Below are 15,419 nucleotides of genomic sequence, written 5' to 3' on the forward strand. Positions count from 1 at the left end.
TTTAGTCACGACTCCTTTTCTGTTGTGGTTTCTATTTGGTGTAATTCTAGGTCATCATCTGGTAGTGAGACCTGATCCAGATGACGTAATTCTAATTCAATATCTTGCTGTTTTTCCGCCAGCTGTTGCAGTGCCAATTGAAGCAATGTCTTTTGCGCGGCAATAATTGCGCAGCGTTTTTGTTGTAAATGCGCATAGTGGTGTAATTTTTCCAACGAAATACCCACGCCATAAAGCTGATCGATCAACTTAACTAAATCAACGAGTTGCGCATCAGTCAGATTGGACGGCAACAGGTCCGCGTCTTGATAAAACGCAATTTTTATCTTCGGTATGCCGCTTTGGTTACTCAAACTTTCAATCGTCATTTGCCAAACCGCCTTTCTTATCATTTTCTGTCTCGATGAGGTAACTATAGACCTTAAAGTCCACTTGAAGTCAACCCATCATCTTGCTTTCTTATCCTGTGGCAAAATCAGCACAACGGTTAAGATCAGTGCAACCAGCAGGAACACCGCCCCACCGCGCAATGCCCAGTCCGTCCGCAAGGCTAAACTACCAGTACCAGTCAAGGCGGTTGCGATAACGACTAAGATAGCTAGACCCAACGACCCGCCAACTTGGTGGGCCACGTTAACGACCCCTGAAGCGGCCCCGGCGTCCTGCGCATCAATGTGAGCGATACCCGCCGTGGTCAGTGGACTCAGCGCTGCACCTTGGCCTAAACCAATGAGGATCATGGGTAAAGCAACGCTAACGGTGTAGTTGCCATCCGCCCCCGCAAAGCTCAACCAAACCATCCCAATGAAGGTCAGCACTAACCCGCCGATCAGCGTCTTCGCGTTCCCAAATTTCGCGGTCAACCGTGACACCTGCAGCGCACTAATAAAGTTGGCAATGGTCATCGGGAAGAAGCCGATACCGGCCATTAGTGGGGAAAAACCGTAGACTTTCTGCAAAAATTGGGTGATGAAGAACCAAAACGCCATCATCGCCCCTAAAAACAACATCCGACTGAGGTAAGCGCCGGTCCGTTCCGCGTTCTTAAACACTCGAAGTGGCATGATGGGCTGGCTGACCTTGCTTCGCGCCAAACAAAAAGGACTAACAAAATGATGGCCGCAATGATCCAGTACAACGCTGGACCACCATCGGAGATCAACAAGATTCCGTACACTAAACTAACCATGCCAAGCAACGATAGAATTGACCCGAGGCCATCAAATGAGCCGTGTTGTGCCGGCGTCGGGTGCACCGTCTTGGTTGCCCAGATCAGCATCACAATGGCGATCGGCACGTTCACGAAGAAGGCGTACCGCCAGCTCAGTAAACTAGCGAACAGACCCCCGATCACTAACCCGACACTTGCACCGATGCCCGCAACAGCGACGTAGTCGGCAACCGCCCGAATGCGTTTCACACCAGCTGGAATGCTGTCCATCAGCAACGCCAAGGTTGACGGTGCCAACGCAGCTGCCCCGGCACCCTGAAACCCGCGAGCGATGATCATCCAGACGGCACTGTTGGCAAAGCCCACTAATAATGAGCCGAGGCCAAAGATGACTAACCCAATGTTAAAAATCTGCTTACGCCCCATAATGTCACCAAGCCGACCGCCAAGTAACAGCAGACCGCCAAAGATAATCGTGTAGGCATTTTGTACCCAAGTGAGGTTCGCTGTGGAAAGGTTCAGGTCACGCTGGATGTTTGGCAGCGCGGTGATGACCACCGAGACGTCCAAAACCGTCATGAAGTAGCTGACTAAAACGATTGCTAGTACCGATAATTCGTATTTCGTAAATTTCTCTTGCATGTTCTTGATTGCTCCTTTAGTTGATTACAAGAAAGGAGTATAAAAGGTTGCAGTAACTTCAAGGCAAGCGTTTTTTGAAAAAAAGTTTAATTTTTATTTTGACGTACAAAAATGAGCCCACGAATCAGCCTTGGTTAGCGGATTCGTGGACTCATTTATGCTCAGTTTTTCCCTGTTTTCTTACTCGATCACTTGATTCCGCCCAGAATCCCCCGCATAGGGAAACACATTCTGGGACAGCTTAAACGCAAAGGTCTCTCGGTCGATGGCGCCCACAATGTGGTCATCATCGTGAAAAAGCTGCAGGAGGTAAGTCGCTGACTGCTCACTCGTAAAGTAAGAGTCGCCAAACGCCGCATCGTAGTCGTAGGTGTCAACGTCGTTTGCGACCTTGCCAAAATCTGTCTCAGTGGCGGCTGGCGAAAATAGCTTCGCCTTCAATGCTGCGCCTTATGCCGCAATTCCAGCGCCAAATTCTCCGTAAACGCCCCAACATAGAACTTTGTCGCACTGTACGTCACACAGGTTGGCACCATTAAGTAGCCGCCCACCGAAGATACGTTGATCAACTGAGTACCAGGAATCTGCTCATGATCCTTCACGTACAGCATCGACAGCAACGTCAACGCCTCCACGTTGAGCTGAATCATCCGCGTCGCTTTGTTGACGTCCTGGTCACTGATCAACTTGTAGTCACCAAAGCCGGCATTATTGATCCAACAATCAATGTTAAAGTCACTCAGCGAATAGTACAGCGCTCGCGCCTGCGCCATGTTGGTCAGGTCATAGGATCGGACCTGAATCTTTAAGTCGGGGTAAGTCGCTAAAATGTCGCTTCTGACCGTCTTTAGCGCATCCGTATTCCGCGCCACCAAAATTAAATTGTGGCCCGCCGCCGCAAATTGCTGAGCGGCAGCGCGACCGATGCCTGTTGACGCACCGGTAATTGCTATGTAGGTGTCTGTTGTCATGTGTGAATCCTCCGTTCTTTCAGACTAAAATCCGATAAATAGGCCATTCTTTGTTGGCTTTTATTGTAGTCGTTTTAGGAGCTAATTACACGTTTAAAGCAAGTCCTTCCAAAATAAAAGCGCCCCTGCATTTTTGCAAGGGCGCTGGCTCTTTTCGATGTTGAGTGATTCAATTAGTGCTATCATGTCGCTCCATTACAATATTTGCAATTGTCTTCATAGATGATAAGGCTTCAAAAGTGGTGTCATGAAACCTGTTAATCAATCGTTACCTGTGACGAGCACACGGTGAGAAGCATGGCTGTCAATGGTCTGACTAGCAGTCGAGGGCGGATTCTCTGCAAACTAGGGTTAACACCATTGCGATCCTTAACAAATGGGGAAAAGTAAGCTCAACATCAGTGGTATGGAGCGATTTGGCACGGAGCTGTGGTGTCGATGTCACTTGATGGCCGTCCTTTGGCCATTTAGTGACATGCGAGACGATGGAGATCCATTCGAGTGGCGCACAGCGACAATCGAATTAGCTTCATCGCGAGCTACCACAGCGGAGTGCCAAATCGCGGAATGCAACGGAATTGAACACCTAACAATAGGAAGCTCCAAAATGCGTCCCATAGCCACTACTAGTGAAGATACTGCTCAAAAAATGCTTTCTCCGCCAGGTTACACTCAATCCCAAGTTTGTCACGCTGATCAATATGAAACACGTGACGCGCGGATGCTCGTCATCACCATAGATATGGAACGCATGTGGCATTTGGTGGTCGATCAGATACTGGTCCATCCGCACACCCTCATCGTGCAAAAAATCGTTATTGGCCGTCATGATAAACAGTGGTGGTAATTTTTGCGACATATAGTTTTCCGTCTTTAATTCATCTTCATAACGTTCCTTAACACTTGGCACAAAGTAGGCTAACACAATCAACGTATCATCTGCCAACGTTTCTGGCCGGTCCAAGAAGTAGACCCCGCAGTTCAGTGCTGCAGCTCGAATAGTGAGTTTCGCCTTAGACAACCCAAGCGCATCCCGGTAAGCACCGTTCACTTGGGCAGTCAGGTACTGCTGTGCCAGCGTGGCGCCCGCACTATCACCCGTAAAGAACACGTTATTCAGATCAAGCTGATACTGGGTTGCGTGGCAACCACCCATTCAACCGCTTTTGACACATCCTGCAACGCACCAGGGAAAACGGTCTTGGGTGCAAGCCGATAATTAAAGCTGACCACCGCAAATCCCTGCCGTGCCCACCATAAACAGTAGTGTTGATACAGTTCCTTGTCGCCATAGACAAACCCGCCGCCATGCACGTCGATCACAGTTGGATAAACGGTCTTATCTTGATTCGGCACGTAAATGTCCATTAAATTTTCATCGCCGTTTTCGCCATAGCGTAAATTATCAAACCGCTCAACTTCTGGATAGGTTGTCGGTAACCCAGCATCACGTTTCGCATCGTTAGCGCCCCACTCTGTCCGCATTTTAGTGACCGCGGCCATCACCTTGTCATTATCGTTTTTAATCATTTCAATCGCTCTTCTTTCTCTACTTATTTTTCAGGTGTGACGGCGCGACTGCCACGAAATTGCGTTGCAACAACCACTGCCGTAACGATGGCGAGTACCAGTAACCCTGAGACACAAACGACCATTGCACTAACGGGACCGGAATGGCCAAACATGCCGGATAAAGCGTTTACAACTGTGGGTGATAAAAACACCCCAGCGTTGGTCATGATCAACATGATTGAGGAAGCGAGATTTTCCGAGCCCTTTGGTGCCTTAACATTCACCATCGTGTAAATGTACGGAATCGTAAACGCGAATCCGATCCCAATGATGACCACACCGGCTGTAACGCCAGCCATTGCCGTCATGCGTGATAACAACAGGAAACCGATCGTCATGAGGAACAACCCAAGTGGCAAAATGACGGAACCGATCCACTTGAATAATTTGCCGTAAAACAAACTAAACAGCATTGAGACTAACGTCAGACCACCTAAAACAGCGGCTGCTTGGGAAGCAGATCCAATATGCTGGGCAGCAAACAAACTAGATAATTGAACGGTCACGACCATGAAGAACACATAAACAAAGAAGGTCAAGACCGAGATGGCGATCACCGGCAGGTTGACCCGTTGCTTGGTCGTCTGTGGTTCAGATTGCTGTTCTTCTGATGTCGCATGTCCCTTTTGCCGGTCAATATTTGGCACAACTGCACCAAACAGAATCATGACGGGCAGTGCAATGGCGTAAATCAAGAACGTTGCGTGCCATCCGAAGATAATTAGGTAACTAACCGCAAAGGACAAGACCGAGCTGCCTAAATTTTGAACCGTGGACTGAAAGCCCATCATCGTTGCCAGTTCGTTACCCTCGTAAAATTGCGAAATCAGACTTAAGGTCACAACCCGATACCAAACCCCAACAGGAACCGCGAGACAAGCACGACCGTATAATTGCTGATAATAACGGGTAGGACACCAGTGACTAACGCAATGGTCAGCCCCAACATGACAGTCCGTTTCGACCCAATTTTAAGGGTCACAAACTCACCTAAGAAAATGCCGAAAATAACACCCAAGTTGGGAATCGTCGACAAGGTCTGGACGGCCGAAGCTGATTGACTGCTAAAGGTCTTGGCCATTAACGGAATGGCGGCTGCAATATTCGGTGCAATCATTAACATCAACGATATTGATAAGATTGCGACCTTAAACAGCCACGACTGTGGTTTTACTTTTTCCATCTGACTCACTCCATTCTATAATTGCTGTTTCTTAACGGTTAAAGAATAGCATGTAAGCGGTCACTAAAAGAGAAACGAATTCACTAAAAAAAGGTCAATTATTGACCTTTGTGTGTTTGACGATATTTTAATGGGTTTTGTGAATAGACTTTAATAAATAACGTCCGAAATGATTTAACATTAGAAAAGCCCGCAATGTCAGCGATTGCAGCAATTGCTGTATCCGTGGTCGTTAATACATCCTGCAGTCGAATCAATTGCAGATACTGCATTAAACTGACCTGCATCTGTTGGGTAAATAGCCGTGACAGATAGCCGACAGACAGATGCATTTCGTTTGCCACCTGGGTCAGTGTCAACGCCTGGCGCGAATTGTCCGTCAAAAACGCAATGACCTTGGCGAGCTCCTGTTGTTGCGGTGTGCCATGCAAGTTATTTGGCACATCGCGGTAGGTGCTAAAATGCTTTAACAGCAGGTATAGCACCATGTAGAGGTCACTCTGCTGACGCAGGCGTAACAGACTGTCATTGGGTTCAGACTCAATGGTTGCCAGTTTTTTGATCGCGGTGATCAGTTGCGGATAGGTCTCATCTGTTTGGTTGATTGCTAGCCAAATAAATTGAAAATTCGGCAACTGGGTTTCGAGGAATTGGTACGGCAGCAACAACGTCACAGCACTCGTTTCAGCCGAGGTCTCAATACTGCTGACACCGTGGATCTCGTTGGCGTTAATCAGCACGATGTCCCCCGCTTCCGCTGTCTTGTGTTTGCCGCTGATCACGTAGTTGGCGCTACCAGCAAGTACCAAGTCGATTTTGACCGCCTGATGCCAGTGGAGCAGAACGTTACTTTCGTTGCCGCGGTGCTCGATGACGTGGATGGGCAGGCCTTCGTTTGGTGTGACGAGTTCGTGATGGTACATGTGATTCACCTTCAATCTTCAATTCTCATAGTTCAACAGTCACTACCTTACCAAAAATCCGATGTTTCGTACAAGTCCAATGATGACTAGTGACTATAACAGCAGTCCATTTTTATCTAGATTTTCAGTTGAATAGCACTCAATGATTTCTAAATCAAGCTGAATCCTATTCTGTACCCGCCTCTTTCCGAGCTGACAGTTTATTCGACAGCAACAAAGTCGGTAAAAGAATCACAATTGCCGAAGTCGAGATGATCAAAAACCCAAATTGGTAAGAAGAGAGTTGAATATGTGCCAAATGCTGTTGAATAAGCTGTTTTATCTGTGATGCATTCCCCTGATACAGGTGATTTCAAAGGCTGGTTTCAAACCGTTTCACTCGCTTATTCGCATATGCCGTCACAAGCGTTGTGATCAATGCAGATCCAAAAGCACCGCCGATATTTTGAATAATGCGTGATCCAATCGTGGCCGCCGGAACTTGCGCGTCGCTCATCCCAGTATAGGAATCGGCCATTAACGGCATCGTGACACCGCCAGCACCAAAGCCGCGGATGAACAGAACAGCCGCAATAACCCAGTAGGAAGTTTTTTGAGTGAACCAGAAAAACGGAATCGTGCCTAAAAAGATAATGATGATGCTCACCATGGCAACGTATTTGGCCCCAATAGTGTCGGTCAACCGGCCAACGAACGGGCGAGAAATCAGCATACTAATCCCCTGTGGCAGTAGTGCCAACGCAGCCGCTATCACGGACATGTGCCGCACATTTTGAAAATAAAGTGGCAACAGCAACATCGCGCCGTTTAAAAAGAGTCCTGAGATAAAAATGCCGATCGAGGCACCGGTAAATGAGTGAAATTTAAATAGCGTTAGCGGTAAAACAACCTTATTTCTGCGCACAATCGCCCAAATGACATAAATAATTTCCATCGCAACACCAAACGTGATGGCCGTGACCGTGATTGTATTTGAAAAAGTTCCCTTAGTTGAGGCTTCAACGATACCGTAAATCATTGATGATGAGAGCAGGACCAACACCCCAATGCCCACAAGGTCCAGTTTTTCACTCTTTTTCTTGGGCGGAAAACTTGGCATCTTAACCCAAATCAACATCACTGAAATGAATGTGATCGGTACGTTCACCAAAAAGAGCCAGTGCCAGGAAAGCATCTTAAGGATAATCCCACCGATGACCGGCCTAATAGTGGTCCCAAGATAATTGGCAATCCTACCGTGGCCATTAACTGCCCAATAACGTCACTGCCAGCCAGCTGCACGATCAAATTAATTAAGAGTGGTGTAATTAACCCATCCGCAAATCCTTGAATAACCCGCATCGCTATCAAAAAATGCACATTTGGCGAAACGGCTGCTAAGAGCGAGCCAATGCCAAATAGCGCTTCACTAAAAATAAACAATGTCTTACCGTCAAACTTACTGAGTAACCAGCTGGAAAATGGAATTGCGATACCCGTTGCCAGTAAGTAGCACGTCACCGTCCACTGAACTGTTGTCAGTGAACTATGAAACGTATGGCTTAAATGATTGAGGGCAATATTGATCATGGTTGTGTCTAACATGGGGGCCATCGCGCCAAAAACGATGATCCACGCAATCAATTGTGTCTTTTTTGAAATTAAGTGCTCAGTTGCCAATTTTAAAATCTCCATTTCTAAGATACATTTTATACTTTAAATGCATAACTGGTATAATACGCCTAAAGCACTAAAAGTCAGCAAGAAACAAAATGTATCTTAAAAGGAGGAGCTAATGACTGAACAAAGACGACACGGGAAGGCACTAGAAACTGCCATTTTTGATGCCACCATTGCCATCCTAGACGCCGATGGCTTAGACGGCGTCACATTTTCAAAGGTCGCGGCACGCGCTAAAACCAGCCGCCCTGTGATTTATCGTCATTGGGATTCGCCGTTTACCTTGGCACTAGAAGCAATTCGAAACAAGATCCGTCAGACGAACAATGGCCACCTGCAAGACGTACCGTTCACTGGGCAAAACTTAAGTGATGATTTATCACAGGTATTACAACGATATCGGGTCATCATGGATACCTACAGTCAATACTATGTTTCCCTATTGCTGGCTGGCGCAAACAGTGACCACACCAGCATTCTGGATGATATGTTTGACCATGGGAATCAAGAAAACATTGAGACAATGACCCTCATTTTAAATCGCGCCATTGCACGCAAGGAAATAAAAGGGGATACTTTTGACGATGAAACCAAACTCCTGCCCTTTGAATGGCTGCGTTACCATCTTTTCACGGCCACTAAAGTTAGCGATAATCAGTTAAACACCTTCATTCAGCACATTTTAATACCCGTTTATACTTAAAAATAGCCAATAAAAAGACACTGATGCGCATCATCAGTGTCTTTTGTAATTAGTATGGGCGATCCCCATCAGTCCCAGGTTCGTCGATCCCTAAACTGCTAAAACTGTGCAATTCTGGTTGGTTAATAATCCTCATAATCAAATCAGCAATACTAGCTCGCGAGATCAGCGTCCCTTTGAACGGTGTGCCCTTTTCCGTTAATTCATAATCGATCTTTGCGTCATCCGTCATATAGTCCGCCCGTAAAATCGTGTAGTTCAACGCGCTGTTTTCAATGGCTGCAGCGGCATCGCGCGTGTCATCCATCACGGGTGTCCCAACGGATTCTTCGACCCAGCGACCAAACTCACCAGGTACTTCATGATACAACCCAAGGCCGGTGATCCAGATCACGCGTTGCACCTCCTCGTCCGTCATCGCTTTCACAAGCGTTTCTGCCAGTGGCGCCATTTCACCGCCTAAATCAGCAACGACCAGGTCCTGACCCTGGACAGCCTGCGCCAACGTGTCAAAGTCATTAGCGTCGCCTTCCACAATTGTTTCCCGCGCATCATCAACGGGCGTGACCCGGGTTGCGTTTCGCAAATAAAGGGTCAGCGTGGCATCCGTTTCGGACAATAATCGCTGCCGAACGAGCCGTGCAATTCGGCCGTTAGCACCTAACAGTAAAACCTTCGTCATTTATCTCTCTCCTTTATTAGTAGACAGGGCGATCCAGCCCTGTGTATCAGCGTCGGCCATCCCAACACTATCCTTCACATCGCGCGTTGGGTCCTTGACCAGCTGTAACACATAGTCCGCAACACTTTGGCGTGAGCCGGAAACACCTTCGTACTGGTCATTTCTGTGCGTCACAGTGTACTTAATTTCATCGTGGTCGTTCAACCATGGCAACCGCAACGTTGTGTAATCCAAACCGGAGCTGGCCAGTAATTCATCAGAATGAATGGCAGCCGGCAGTCCAGCGCGGACCATCTGCAGGTTCCAAGCGCCAAATTCACCAGGCACTTCGTTGTATAAGCCCAAAATATTAGTAAACAGCACCCGTTTCACGCACTGTTGCTGCATGGCTGCGATCACGTTCTTGGTCCAACTATTCGCTGGCGTGTGGTCAACAACCGCAACGAAGACCATGTCTTGGCCTGCCATGGCGGTGGTTAACTCAGTTGCGTCATCAAGACTCCCTTCAATTAAGGTCACGCGTGGATTCCCCTTCAAGTCGGCTAGCCGATCCGCGTTCCGTAAAAATAGCGTCAGTCTAACATCTTTAAAGCCAGGTTCAGTGAGGATTCGGTTTTCAACAATTTTGGCAATCTGGCCGTTAGCGGCCGCAATGAGTAAGTTCATTTGTAAGTCTCCTTTAATTCTTTATTTTATCAACATCCTGACTGTACCCCTTAAAGTGGACTTTAAGGCAAGGAAAAACTTTTTTATTTATTGTTGACACAGAAACAAAATATGATATTATTGTATCCATAGAAACAAACATGGTGCTCAGGTCACAAAACTGACACCCAAAGGAGAACCTCATATGAAAACAGTCTTACAAACCAACTTTAACGGTATCGACGGTCTCAGCATTGAAGATACCGCAAAACCAACACTGACAGATAACGGCGTCCTCGTCAAAATGGCTGTGATGCCGGTCTCGCCAACGGATTGGAAGCTCGAATCCGACGCGCATGCCACAAACGAAGATCTGGCAACCCTGCCACGCGTCATCGGTATCCAGGGTGCTGGCACCGTCATCGCCGTTGGCAAAAATCGAGATCAGGCATTGCTCAACCGACGCGTCCTCGTTGTGAATCCCGCTGGCGTTTATCAGGAAGTCGTCCTTTCTGAAAATCCTGACTGGCTTTACCCACTTGCAGCTAACGTCAGTAACGCCGACGCGGCCGCCCTCTCTGCTGGCACGTCTTGGACACTCAAACAAGCCATTGATCACAGTCATGCAGACAACATCGTCATCACGGGCGCCAACTCAGTAATCGGCCTGACCCTGTTACAAATGTTAGCCGATGAACACCGCCCGATTTACCCGATCGTGACCGAAGCTAGTAAGACCTATTTCGCCTCGCAAATGCCTCATTTAACAGCCTACACGAATGCCGACCTGCCAACGTTGACTGGCACCACTATCGTTTTGGATATTGTCGGCAAACTCGACCTGCTGACCGACCTGGCAGCGCGGTTGAACCAGCCCGAAATCGTTTCAATTGTCCTCATGCAAGCCCCAACCTTAGCCAATTTTAAATTTGTCCACGACGAATTCAACGCTGACCACTACCGTTATTTTCTGCAAACACTCGCCGATGGCAAGCTCACCGCCATCATCAACAAAATATTTCCCATCGACCAAACTAAGGAAGCCCAGCACTTTGCGAAGGAAACGCACAGTCGCGGGCGCGTCCTCGTTGGGTTTACCGCTTAATCTCACAACCAGAAAGGAAGATTCATATGACAGACTTTAACACCTTATTAAACGACAACTGCTTCTCAGACGACCCCGAAGTACAACGGGCGGCCGCATCCGAACTCGAACACAACTTCGGCGCCGAGATCATGTGTCAGGATATGGCCCACTCCGTTCAATTCGCCCACCACGCTAAGGGGTGCATCATTGCCGCTGCCAAACTCAGCGAAAACGTGGTGATTTACCAAAACGTCACCATCGGCTCCAACATGAAATTCAACAAACTGACCCAAGAGTGGGAAAAGATGGGCAATCCTGTCATCGGCAAGAACGTGGTCATTGCCGATGGTGCCAAGATTCTCGGTCCCGTCATCATTGGCGACAATACCGTAATCGGCGCCAACGCCATGATCACTAAAGATGTTCCGGCGAACAGCGTGGCCTTTGGGGTCAGCCAAGTGAAACCAAAGGATCCGAACTACGATCTCATTTTTCACATGCCAATGCCGACGCCCGCCGACGTGATTGCTGCCAGCCAGACGTTGATCGACCGGTATAACGCGCAGGAACACTAACACTTAAATCATCAAAAAAGCCCGGCTTACTAAAACTTGAGTAAGTCGGGCTTTTTGTGGTTAGTCATTCAATGCTTTAACGATCGTATCTTCCATCTTTTCTGGCGTTGTGATCGGCGCGAACCGTTCGATCATTTGCCCGTCACGGCCAATCAGAAACTTCGTGTAGTTCCACTTGATGCGACCATGGCCAGCCTCGTCTTTCAAGTAGGTAAACAACGGATCCTCTTCACTGCCGTTAACCCGAACCTTCTTGGTCATCGGGAACGTTACACCGTAGTGTACCTGACAGTAATCGTTGGTCTCTTCGTCACTGTCGAGTTCCTGGTGAAATTGATTGGATGGCAGGCCAAGTACTTCTAATCCCTGGTCATGGTAATCCTTGTACAACTTCTCTAACCCGGTCAATTGTGGTGCCAAGCCGCACTTACTTGCCGTGTTGACGACCAGGAGCACCTTGCCCTTATAATCGGCAAAGTTGATTTTCCGACCGCTCATTTCAGTTTCTTCAAAATCGTAAATTGTTGTCATTATGCTCATCCTTTCTGATCACCAGTTAATCAACGACGTTCTTCAGTAACGCAATCAGACGCTTATTAACCGCCAGCATTTCCTTATAGCTGGTATTATCCAAATCAATCGGCTGTTCAATACAATTTTGTAGCGTCATCCCAATGGCTTGGCGTTCATCAATGCCCTTTTCCGTGAGCGAGATCACCAACCGCCGCTGGTCGTTGTCCGGTCGCGTCAGGGTCAGCCATCCCTGCGCTTCCAAGCGCTTCAGCATCGGTGTCAAGGTGTTGCTGCCGATGCCCAGCGTATCGGCCAGTGCCTTAACGGATTGGCCGTCTTCCTCCCACAAAGCCAGTAACACCAAGTATTGCGGATAAGTCAGGTCATACAGTTTCAAGGCTTGCTGATAAAACTGGTTAAACAAGTGATTCGCCTGGTATACCGAGAAACACAATTGTTCCGACAGTGATATATCTGTCGCTTCCATCTCGACACCTCTTTCACTCGCACAGGAATTATTCGTGTACGAACTGTTTAGGTTTATTATAGCGGTTACATTTTAAGATGCAAGGCTAATTAGTGAAAATTTAAACATTCTGGTTCTTGTTTTGATGACTAGGTTGGCACCATTATCAAAAAAATGTTCAAGCCAACCATACTGATACGCGTTTCAAAACCCAAAGACTTATACAGAAGCGGCCTATTTTATGACATCCCAGGTTTGGATGCCATAATAGGCGCTTCTACTCCAGTCTTTAACCGGTTTATGCTACGCGCTACACGCGGCTCTGTTGCAATCGAATCACATACGTAAACAAATACGACACCAGCAAGAACACCGCCACCACCGCGTACGGAAAATGGGTGTTCATGTCAAGTAAAGCACCAGACATCAGCGGACCGACAATGTTACCGACACTCGTCAGAGACATATTTAACCCGTTGATCAACCCCTGATTTTTGGAACTGATCTTCGTCAGCAACGTTGTGATTGCCGGCCGTAACAGGTCAAACGCCGTGAATACAAAAAGCGTTGCCACGATGACTTCCCACTTAGTGTGGGCGAATAGGATCCAGATCGTACCCGCAAACGCGATGAAGAAACAGTACCGGATCACCCGCGTTTCGTTGAGCCAGTTCACCAATCGTTCAAACATCGCGACCTGCATGAAGAGCGAGGTTAGGCCGTTTAACGTCAGCACCAACGCAATGTTATCTAAACTAAAGTGAAAGACCTGGTTCACGTAGAGGCTATAGATACTTTCAAATCCCTGCAAACCAAACGATGATACCAGAATCATAATGAATAGAATAATAACTGGTTTCGTTAACAGGTCAGCCCAGTTGCCATGCAAGTCCGTCTGGGTTGCATTTTCCGCCACTTCTTCCGGCAGATCGACATCCTTATCACTTGGCAGGAAACGACCAGCGCAATTGTGCTTAGTAACCCAAGCAGACCGGCAACCCAGAATGGCGCCTTATAATCGATACCGGCTAAGATACCACCAATGCCGGGTCCTAAAATGAGCCCCCCGCTAAAGGCAGCGGACAGCCAGCCAATCACTTTTGCCCGTTGGCGCTTGGTCGTAATGTCCGCAGCAAACGCCATAGCGGTTGGCACTACCATCGCCGCGGACAACCCACCGATCAACCGTGAAATATCAAACACCCAAAGATAATTTGTCAGCGCAAACAGCACTTCTGACACCATGTACAAAAATAGCCCAACAGCTAAAACTGGCTTTCGCCCGATCCGGTCCGAAACTCGCCCAATAATTGGCGACGCCACGAACTGTGCGAACGCGAATAACGATGTCATGATCCCCATATCGAGTGCAGATAAATGCAGCTCGTTACGCAGAAATGGCATCACCGGAATGACGAGGCTAATGCCTAGACAAACCAGAAATTCGCTAAAAATCAACATAAAAATCGCCCGTTTTACTTTCGACGACATTGGTCTCACCCCTTTTTTGACAGCGTAAGAACCAGTATATCAGGGTTTATGGGGTAAGACAAGTCAGGTTGTTTCTTTAGTGTTGGCGAAATAAGCGCACGAATCATTGGCTTGATTCGTGCGCTTGATGGTGGTTGTTTTTTTTGCGTTGCGTTTGCTTTCTTGGCAACCATGTAAGGGACTTTGACCATAAAGTCATAATTGGCCTTTTCGATCACTTTCGTGTGGTTCTCTGTCCTCGAGCCGAAACGCGTTTTGGAAAACAGAAAGCTGCATGTCAGCCCTCTATGACGAAAATGCCAGGTTCGGGCATTTTTGCGTGGTTCTCTGTCCTCAAGCCGAAACGCGTTTCGGAAAACAGAAAGCTGCATGTCAGCCAACTATGACGAAAATGCCAGGTTCGGGCATTTCCGTGTGGTTCTCTGTCCTCGAGCCGAAACGCGTTTCGGAAAACTGAGGGCTACTACGTAAGGGACTCTGGTAAAAATGCCAAGTTCAGGCATTTCTACCAGAGTCCCTTACGCTCCGCCCTCACCCATTTTCCTCCACGCTCTAATGCCTAAACAAAAACACACACCCACGCTTCAAACTCAACCCAGTCGTCGCAATCCCATACGCCGTATAATGTCCCGCTGGAATGATATCTGGGCGGTTCACATTTGCCTGGGTCAGCTCACCATCCTCAAACACATCCTGAGTCGCCTCATCGCCATCGAAATCCCACAGTTCAATGGTCTTTCCTTCAATCTCAGTCTTTGAATCGTCAACTAACTGGTAGTCCGCTAGCTCAGCAATAGGAACAATTTCAATGTCTTGATCACCCTTTGCACCACCGTTAAAGACCTCAACCCGCTTGCCATCAACGACAAAAACGGCCTTGTTATCCTTAGTTGTTGTAGTGTAATGATTATTAAATATCTTCATGTAAATTCGCTCCTCATTCTGCACGTCATTTGGTGAAGGTGCTCACCCGTTACCTCTATTTTACACATTCTTGTAACCGGTATCAAAGGCAATTTACGTGCTGATTGTTGCGAAATACAGCAAAATTTGTTTAAAGATAATAAACAATTTAAGCCTATATGTTCGTTATTAAACAAATAACCATCATTTTTGCGAAAACGGTTTGAGTGTTT

At 47.5% G+C, this 15,419-nt stretch carries 15 protein-coding genes and 4 pseudogenes; 3 read left to right on the forward strand and 16 right to left on the reverse strand.

All coding sequences use genetic code 11. The features are described 5' to 3' along the window. Positions 1 to 5: 5 nt before the first annotated feature. From JCM11969_RS10120 to JCM11969_RS10155, 10 genes and pseudogenes are all read right to left on the reverse strand, one after another. Positions 6 to 368, reverse strand: a complete 363-nt coding sequence (locus tag JCM11969_RS10120; protein ID WP_054710995.1) for a MerR family transcriptional regulator — start codon at positions 366 to 368, stop codon at positions 6 to 8. Between the two features lie 78 nt (positions 369 to 446). Beyond that, positions 447 to 1,064, reverse strand: a complete 618-nt coding sequence (locus tag JCM11969_RS19070) for an MFS transporter (RefSeq protein WP_225353235.1) — start codon at positions 1,062 to 1,064, stop codon at positions 447 to 449. Next, positions 998 to 1,813 carry an MFS transporter gene (locus JCM11969_RS19075; protein ID WP_225353236.1) on the reverse strand — a complete coding sequence of 272 codons (816 nt, stop codon included), beginning with the start codon at positions 1,811 to 1,813 and terminating at the stop codon, positions 998 to 1,000. The genes JCM11969_RS19070 and JCM11969_RS19075 overlap by 67 nt, the downstream gene beginning before the upstream one ends. A 180-nt stretch (positions 1,814 to 1,993) precedes the next feature. Next, positions 1,994 to 2,254, reverse strand: a complete 261-nt coding sequence (locus JCM11969_RS19080; protein WP_225353237.1) for a hypothetical protein — start codon at positions 2,252 to 2,254, stop codon at positions 1,994 to 1,996. Further along, a complete protein-coding gene (locus tag JCM11969_RS10130; protein WP_225353238.1) occupies positions 2,251 to 2,784 on the reverse strand; it encodes an SDR family NAD(P)-dependent oxidoreductase in 534 nt (177 codons plus the stop codon). Before JCM11969_RS10130 ends, JCM11969_RS19080 begins: the two co-directional genes overlap by 4 nt. Before the next feature lie 586 nt (positions 2,785 to 3,370). Further along, positions 3,371 to 4,314 (reverse strand): annotated as a pseudogene (locus JCM11969_RS20435) (alpha/beta hydrolase). Positions 4,315 to 4,337: 23 nt separating this feature from the next. Beyond that, a complete protein-coding gene (locus JCM11969_RS10140; protein ID WP_054710997.1) occupies positions 4,338 to 5,198 on the reverse strand; it encodes an MFS transporter in 861 nt (286 codons plus the stop codon). Then, a complete protein-coding gene (locus tag JCM11969_RS10145) occupies positions 5,195 to 5,539 on the reverse strand; it encodes an MFS transporter (protein ID WP_054710998.1) in 345 nt (114 codons plus the stop codon). The genes JCM11969_RS10140 and JCM11969_RS10145 overlap by 4 nt, the downstream gene beginning before the upstream one ends. A 98-nt stretch (positions 5,540 to 5,637) precedes the next feature. Beyond that, on the reverse strand, positions 5,638 to 6,462 hold the full coding sequence (locus JCM11969_RS10150; protein ID WP_054711001.1) for an AraC family transcriptional regulator: 825 nt from the start codon (positions 6,460 to 6,462) through the stop codon (positions 5,638 to 5,640). Between the two features lie 166 nt (positions 6,463 to 6,628). Next, positions 6,629 to 8,136, reverse strand: a pseudogene (locus tag JCM11969_RS10155) (MDR family MFS transporter). 100 nt (positions 8,137 to 8,236) lie between these two features. On the opposite strand from JCM11969_RS10155, the gene JCM11969_RS10160 reads away from it, so the two are divergent. Further along, positions 8,237 to 8,824, forward strand: coding sequence for a TetR/AcrR family transcriptional regulator (locus JCM11969_RS10160; RefSeq protein WP_054711003.1), 588 nt, complete (start codon positions 8,237 to 8,239; stop codon positions 8,822 to 8,824). Between the two features lie 49 nt (positions 8,825 to 8,873). Here the strand turns inward: JCM11969_RS10160 and JCM11969_RS10165 are convergent, their stop codons facing one another. Together JCM11969_RS10165 and JCM11969_RS10170 are read right to left on the reverse strand one after the other, a co-directional pair. Then, positions 8,874 to 9,506: an NAD(P)H-binding protein gene (locus tag JCM11969_RS10165; RefSeq protein WP_054711005.1), complete on the reverse strand. Its 633-nt coding sequence runs from the start codon at positions 9,504 to 9,506 to the stop codon at positions 8,874 to 8,876. A 16-nt stretch (positions 9,507 to 9,522) separates the two neighbouring features. Further along, positions 9,523 to 10,172: pseudogene (locus JCM11969_RS10170) on the reverse strand (NAD(P)H-binding protein). A 184-nt stretch (positions 10,173 to 10,356) separates the two neighbouring features. Here JCM11969_RS10170 and JCM11969_RS10175 point away from each other — a divergent pair. Both JCM11969_RS10175 and JCM11969_RS10180 read left to right on the forward strand, forming a co-directional pair. Continuing rightward, positions 10,357 to 11,256, forward strand: a complete 900-nt coding sequence (locus JCM11969_RS10175) for a quinone oxidoreductase family protein (protein WP_054711007.1) — start codon at positions 10,357 to 10,359, stop codon at positions 11,254 to 11,256. Between the two features lie 26 nt (positions 11,257 to 11,282). Next, on the forward strand, positions 11,283 to 11,813 hold the full coding sequence (locus tag JCM11969_RS10180) for a serine acetyltransferase (protein ID WP_054711008.1): 531 nt from the start codon (positions 11,283 to 11,285) through the stop codon (positions 11,811 to 11,813). 60 nt (positions 11,814 to 11,873) lie between these two features. Here the strand turns inward: JCM11969_RS10180 and JCM11969_RS10185 are convergent, their stop codons facing one another. From JCM11969_RS10185 to JCM11969_RS10205, 4 genes and pseudogenes are all read right to left on the reverse strand, one after another. After that, positions 11,874 to 12,344 carry a glutathione peroxidase gene (locus JCM11969_RS10185; protein WP_054711010.1) on the reverse strand — a complete coding sequence of 157 codons (471 nt, stop codon included), beginning with the start codon at positions 12,342 to 12,344 and terminating at the stop codon, positions 11,874 to 11,876. Between the two features lie 25 nt (positions 12,345 to 12,369). Beyond that, complete coding sequence (locus tag JCM11969_RS10190; RefSeq protein WP_054711011.1) at positions 12,370 to 12,813, reverse strand: MarR family winged helix-turn-helix transcriptional regulator; 444 nt, start codon at positions 12,811 to 12,813, stop codon at positions 12,370 to 12,372. Positions 12,814 to 13,102: 289 nt separating this feature from the next. Further along, a pseudogene (locus tag JCM11969_RS10195) lies at positions 13,103 to 14,283 on the reverse strand (MFS transporter). A 552-nt stretch (positions 14,284 to 14,835) separates the two neighbouring features. Next, a complete protein-coding gene (locus JCM11969_RS10205) occupies positions 14,836 to 15,207 on the reverse strand; it encodes a hypothetical protein (RefSeq protein WP_054711015.1) in 372 nt (123 codons plus the stop codon). Between the last annotated feature and the right edge of the window lie 212 nt (positions 15,208 to 15,419).

The organism is Secundilactobacillus paracollinoides DSM 15502 = JCM 11969 (assembly GCF_001311135.1).
GTDB lineage: Bacteria > Bacillota > Bacilli > Lactobacillales > Lactobacillaceae > Secundilactobacillus > Secundilactobacillus paracollinoides.